The 6,001-nt window shown below is 36.5% G+C and carries 6 protein-coding genes; 3 read left to right on the forward strand and 3 right to left on the reverse strand.

The window, feature by feature from the left end:
- Nucleotides 1-307 precede the first annotated feature (307 nt).
- Nucleotides 308-1,873 (reverse strand): hydroxylamine reductase, encoded by a 1,566-nt coding sequence (gene hcp, locus EO115_RS05140; RefSeq protein WP_126937912.1) that lies wholly within the window; start codon nt 1,871-1,873, stop codon nt 308-310.
- Nucleotides 1,874-2,096: 223 nt separating this feature from the next.
- On the opposite strand from hcp, the gene EO115_RS08515 reads away from it, so the two are divergent.
- The 3 genes from EO115_RS08515 to EO115_RS05150 all read left to right on the forward strand — a co-directional run bounded on the left by EO115_RS08515 (nt 2,097) and on the right by EO115_RS05150 (nt 3,891).
- The gene (locus EO115_RS08515) at nt 2,097-2,225 is read left to right on the forward strand and encodes a hypothetical protein (RefSeq protein ID WP_256359653.1); all 129 of its coding nucleotides are present in this window, start codon (nt 2,097-2,099) and stop codon (nt 2,223-2,225) included.
- A gap of 153 nt (nt 2,226-2,378) precedes the next feature.
- Nucleotides 2,379-3,170 (forward strand): Rpn family recombination-promoting nuclease/putative transposase, encoded by a 792-nt coding sequence (locus tag EO115_RS05145; protein WP_126937913.1) that lies wholly within the window; start codon nt 2,379-2,381, stop codon nt 3,168-3,170.
- 10 nt (nt 3,171-3,180) lie between these two features.
- On the forward strand, nt 3,181-3,891 hold the full coding sequence (locus EO115_RS05150) for a Crp/Fnr family transcriptional regulator (RefSeq protein ID WP_126937914.1): 711 nt from the start codon (nt 3,181-3,183) through the stop codon (nt 3,889-3,891).
- 242 nt (nt 3,892-4,133) lie between these two features.
- Here EO115_RS05150 and EO115_RS05155 read toward each other — a convergent pair whose 3' ends face one another.
- Nucleotides 4,134-5,132, reverse strand: coding sequence for an Abi family protein (locus tag EO115_RS05155; protein WP_126937915.1), 999 nt, complete (start codon nt 5,130-5,132; stop codon nt 4,134-4,136).
- Between the two features lie 172 nt (nt 5,133-5,304).
- Nucleotides 5,305-5,898, reverse strand: a complete 594-nt coding sequence (locus EO115_RS05160; RefSeq protein ID WP_126937916.1) for a type IV toxin-antitoxin system AbiEi family antitoxin domain-containing protein — start codon at nt 5,896-5,898, stop codon at nt 5,305-5,307.
- Nucleotides 5,899-6,001 lie beyond the last annotated feature (103 nt).

The following is a 6,001-nucleotide window of genomic DNA, read 5'->3' on the forward strand; positions in this document are numbered from 1 at the left end:
GCAGGATCAGTTTGCGGAGGAATATGTCGTACTCTTCCAATCCCCTGAGGAACGCCATTACGAGTAGCAGCCTTGTGGCGTTCCTTTACTATCTAAATCACACAAACACAAAAGACCGCAATATGCTCCTGAACAAACCTACCGTAGGATCAGTTTGAGAAAGAGTATGTTACGGTCTTTCTTTTATCTTATTTAGTTAACACCGCCACAAGGCTACATAGCGAAACAAGAGACGCCCCATGCAATGCAAGGGGCGTTCTTATATTGATAGATTGAAAGGTCGTAGGATATTGAGGGAAAGAGAGGTTTATCCCAAGATCGCTTTCAAATCTTCTTCTGGTGTTGTAATCGGATGTAAGTTGAATTTTTCAACTAAGATGCCAAGTACTGTGTTGGACAAGAATTTTGGCAAGGATGGTCCGATGTAGATGTTGCGGATGCCTAAAGACAATAATGTTAATAGGATACATACCGCTTTTTGTTCGTACCAAGACAATACTAATGTCAATGGTAATTCGTTTACGTCACATTCAAAAGCGCCTGCTAATGCTACCGCTACTTGGATTGCAGAGTACGCATCGTTACATTGACCCATATCTAGGATACGAGGCAAGCCACCGATTTCACCGATGTTAAGGTCGTTGAAACGATATTTACCACATGCAAGAGTCAATACCATTGTATCTTCTGGAGTTTGTTTTACGAAGTCAGTGTAGTAGTTACGGCCTACTTTAGCACCGTCACAACCGCCTACCAAGAAGAAATGTTTGATAGCGCCAGCTTTCACCGCATCAATTACTTTATCAGCTACGCCAAGTACTGTACCATGGCCGAAACCAGTTGTTACTTCTGTACCGCCGTTGATACCAGTGAATTGTTGTGGCTCTTTGTAGCCGCCTAATTCAATAGCGCGTTCGATGACTGCAGAGAAATCCTTTGTGCCATCTTCATTGTGTTCCACATGACCGCAGCCATCGAAACCAACCATGTCAGTTGTGAAGATATTTTTGATATATGTTTGTTTTGGTGGCATAATGCAGTTTGTTGTGAACAAGAATGCACCTGGAACGCCATCAAATTCTTTTTGTTGGTTTTGCCATGCAGTACCGAAGTTACCTTTCAATTGAGGGTGTTTTTTCAATTCAGGGTATGCATGACATGGAAGCATTTCACCATGTGTATAGATGTTAACGCCTTTGCCATCAGTTTGTTCCAATAACATTTTTAGGTCGTGTAAGTCATGGCCTGTTACAACGATGAAAGGACCTGGTTCTACTGTCAAAGGTACAGTTGTAGGAACTGGAGTACCGTATGTAGTTGTGTTTGCTTTGTCTAACAACGCCATGCAAGCAAGGTTGATGCCACCGAATTCCATCAATAGGCCTAACCATTCTTCTGCGCTGTGGTCTTTTGCCATTTCAACAAGGCCTTTTACAAACCAAGCATCAACTTCTGGATCATTGTAGCCCAATACTGCTGCATGCCATGCGTACGCAGCCATACCACGCATACCTAATAACAATGTGGAACGTAAGGAAACGATGTCTTCATGACCTTTCCACAATTCTTCCCAATCAAAGTTAGGAATGTTCGCATCTAATTTGTTATGCGCATTGTTGATTACATCGATGAACTCTTGTACACGATCTTCAGAGAAGTTTACGTTTGTTACGCACATGAATAAACCACGTTTTAACAATTGTACGTTTTCTAACGTTACTTCTGTAGCTTGCATTGCACGAGCTAAACCGATCAACGCCGCTGTTAATTCGTCTTGTAAATTTGCAACTGGTGCTGTTTTACCACACACACCTTGTACTGTACAACCATTTGGTTGCGCTGTTTGTTCACATTGGAAACAGAACATACTCATGATAAACCTCCTTGGGAACTTTGCCCTTAACATGTATACTACAACATACTTTTTGTATTACTTTAGATATCTTACTAGACAATCACTTTCATAGTGAAAGCCCTCTCAAGGGCAATCTAGCAGTGTCTTGTTATCTATACATGTAGTATAGTATACTGAAAGCAGAAAAAACGTATCCTTGGCTACACTTTAAAAACATTCTGAGAAATGAAGAGAAAAGTATATGAGATTTGAAGTTGAAAAAATACGATACAGAAAAGAAGGACTCGCTGCCGGTAGAGCTGACGCTATAGCCGAAGGCAAAGCTGACGCTAAAGCCGAAATAGTTCTTGGCATGTTAGAGGATAACTAATCTTTAGAATTGATTTCAAAGTATACGAAGCTAACTGTAGAGCAAATTATAAAAATTGGTCGAACCCATAGATTGATATAGTTACGTAAGAAAGAATAATGTTATATATCTAAAATATATGGTATAATTTGAATAAGAGCCGGAGGTGATTCTATGCATATTAAACCCTTTGAAGAGCTAACCATTCAGGATAACTTTATGTTTCAGAAGGTAATGCGAAATAAGCGTATTTGTAAAGCAACAATAGAACGGCTGTTAGATATCCAGATTAAAGATATCACCTATCTCGAAGAAGAAAAGTCACTACATATGAACCCAGACAGTAAAGGTATTCGACTCGATGTCTACGTCAACGATGTGGATGGTACTGTCTTTAATGTGGAAATGCAAACTACTAAAAATATGGAGGAATTAGTAAAACGAGTCCGATACTATCAAAGTATCATCGATTTACATAACATTGAAAAAGGCCAGGACTACACCGAGCTCAATGATACCTATGTCATTTTTATATGTACATTTCCACTATTTAGTAATAATCTTCATAAGTATACTTTCAGAAATATTTGTTTAGAAAATCACAATATAGAATTACACGATGGAACCACAAAACTATTCTTGAGCACTAAAGGTACAGAAGACGATATTTCAAAACCGTTACAATATTTTTTAGATTATGTAGATGGTAAATCACCTGCTGATGAGTTAGTATTGGAAATGGATTCTGTCGTAGATAAAGTAAAACACTCTAAAGAATGGAGGTTAGAATATATGACACTTGAAATGGAATTAAGACGCCAACGGAAAGAAGGTAATGCTGAAGGCAAAGCCGAAGTAGTTCTTGGTATGTTAGAAGATAAACTATCCTTAGAAATGATTGCCAAATATACTAAGCTCACCATAGAACAAATCACCGAAATCGGTAAAGCGCACTCTCTAATTTAATGGAGGTCCCATGTCGACATTACATCCAACGTTAGAAACATACATACAAACAATTCAACAATCTCCCCTATGCGCACACATTGCGCCAGAAAATTTATCACTTTTTTTATCTCAAGCAAATGTGAAAGTACAAAGTTTCAAAAAAAATTCTTTCATTGCCATTGCTGGGGATCCTATGGAAGGCATTGGTATCTTGCTAGAAGGGCGTGCCTTATTAACACGAGAGAATATGTTGGGACAACGAACTATCGTAACGGAACTACAACCGTCCTCTATGTTCGGAGAAGCTTTGCTCTTTAGTAATCATCCCCTATGGCCAGCTACGATCGAAGCCACGAAAGATGCGATCGTTTTGTTCTTACCTATCGAGACTTTCACCAAAGCATTTCCGGACTGCCAATCCTGTCAAATCCAGTTGCTCACCAACCTCATGCATGACCTGTCTGAAAAGGCGATGCAGCTGACCCGCAAAGTGCATTATCTGTCCCTCAAAGGGATGCGCGAGAAAATTTTTGCCTATCTCATGGATATTCGGCGAGTGCAAAAAAAGAATATCCTCACCTTACCACACAATCGACAAGAAATGGCGGATGTCCTCAACGTGAGCCGCACCGCCCTCAGCCGTGAACTAGGTCGTTTGCAAGATGAGCGGATCATCCAATTCCACGGCAAAGAAGTAGAGCTAGTGGATATAGAAACCATCCAAAATTTTTCATTTTAAAATAAGGTTACGTCTGCCTTTCAATTTTTTAGTGATATAATTGACAATTAGTATAAAACTGTATAATATAATTAATACAAGACAATAAACTGTAAAGTTTTTACCGGAGCGATACTCTGTATTGCCCCGGTTTTTTGTCCTTTAATAAGAGGTACTATTAAGTCTGTTTTATACAGAGAATAATAAAAAGCCCCTACCGCTTCCGAGTCTTTCGACCCGGAAGGGTAGGGGCTTTTTGCATTCTACCTAAATATAGATTTAATAATTTCAAATCGACGTAACACATCTTCTGGTAAACGCAAGCAGTTACAATATTTTTTCAATAAATCTTTCATATCTATTCCTTCTTGTATATTACCTCCTAGCAATATCTCTGCAGAATAATCTTCAATTATAGTTTGAGCTAGCGGTGTACCCTCTGTAAAGATGATCATCATAAGTATCAACCCATATAATCCATTGATACTACCCTTATCCTTTTTTGAAATATCTCCGGAATATTTTCTAATAACGTACTTTGGATATAACCTATACATGCTTTTCCCTGGCAATTTAAATCCAGGCTGACATGTAATAAATTTCAGATTATGTGCCGCATAATTCCTAAACTTTCTCAGCCCTTCTAAAAAACTTATAATGAGTTCAATTTTTTCATATACTAACACCGCATCAGATTGTATAAGTAAATTTGCTACTTCCGCTTTATCTTTGGTACTTAAAAATTTAAACATATTAATCGAAATACCAAATGATGCATTTTTTAATAGAATCCATGGAGGAACATGATTATGAGATTTTATATAATATTTAGTAGGTGCTTTACTATGTTTAACAGACAACAACCTCATAATATCTATTTTAAGATTATTGAATAATAATCCTCCTGCTTTTTTCTTATAATATTTAGGATCTAAATATATCTTTTCATCAACGCCTATATTCTTAGCAATCACATATGATAACTTTTGCTTAAAAATAGTTTCAATGATTAAACTATATTTTATAGTAAGTGCTTGTACCCTTTTATCTAAATACCAAAATGCAAACAAATCTTCAATACTGGTATTTTTAATATATACCTTATTTTTTATAAATACTTCTTTATATCCATTAACAAGATCATAATATGACACGGTCATTAATATATTTTCTGCTAATACCGGATCTAAAATAATAAGTCCTTTATTTTGTAATACTTCTACTTGTTGAGAAATATCTTGAAACGGTTTATCGTAGTCCATAAGTATCTCCACAAATAAAAAGGACACTGCCAAAGCAGTGTCCTAGTGACCAACGCCCTAAGCGTTGCAGCCAATCTACTAACACAACTATAGCACTATGCAAATAACCTGTCAACCGTTAATACATCTAAGTATTAATTATTTTTCTAAATAATTTATTTATGATTTATCCTTATTCATAAAGGACCTCCACAAGCCCCAAAACTTTATCTAGTATTTTCATTTTTTGAGCATACTTATAAAGTTTTGATAAATCTTTATTTGAACTACTTGCATAACGATTTAATACTTTCGAAAATATCTCGCTATCTATAGCCTTTCTATTTCTTATTAAGTCACAAATAGTTCTTTCTAAATCATATACTCTCACCGTATTGCCATACATCGTTTTACAGTCAACAGTTCCCAGTTCATGTACTTCTTTTGTTACATAGTGCTTTATAATATTTTCATCCATTCGATGTGGATTATATCCACGATACAAGGTCACCTCTAATTTATTTGGTATACTATCCATCAATTGATGTAGATACAGTGCCGATAGATAAGAAAAGATTGCTACTTTATATCGTCTTTGAAAGAAATAATATTCATCATACTGTCCCCCTTCCATCATATAAATTCCTCTATTCACTCGCTGTAGCCTGCCTTGCTCAACCATTCTTGTTAAATAAATACTCGGTATATTCTCGGATATCACTTCTTCACTCAGCAATATGCCTCCACTTTGTTTTAACTTCTCTTCTAATATTTTTTTATAATCCATATACTACCTACCTATAAAGTTTTATTCGTGCTAACATTATACCACTTTATTAGCACAAATACAACAATAAATAACACAAAAGCCCCTACCTCTCCCGAGTCTT

The organism is Veillonella sp. CHU740 (assembly GCF_003992055.1).
Taxonomy (GTDB): Bacteria; Bacillota; Negativicutes; order Veillonellales; family Veillonellaceae; genus F0422.

Coding starts and splice junctions, on each gene's coding strand:
- hcp (WP_126937912.1), bottom strand. CDS start 1,873: ATGAGTATGTTCTGTTTCCAATGTGAACAAACAGCGCAACCAAATGGT.
- EO115_RS05150 (WP_126937914.1), top strand. CDS start 3,181: ATGTCGACATTACATCCAACGTTAGAAACATACATACAAACAATTCAA.
- EO115_RS05160 (WP_126937916.1), bottom strand. CDS start 5,898: ATGGATTATAAAAAAATATTAGAAGAGAAGTTAAAACAAAGTGGAGGC.
- EO115_RS05155 (WP_126937915.1), bottom strand. CDS start 5,132: ATGGACTACGATAAACCGTTTCAAGATATTTCTCAACAAGTAGAAGTA.
- EO115_RS05145 (WP_126937913.1), top strand. CDS start 2,379: ATGCATATTAAACCCTTTGAAGAGCTAACCATTCAGGATAACTTTATG.
- EO115_RS08515 (WP_256359653.1), top strand. CDS start 2,097: ATGAGATTTGAAGTTGAAAAAATACGATACAGAAAAGAAGGACTCGCT.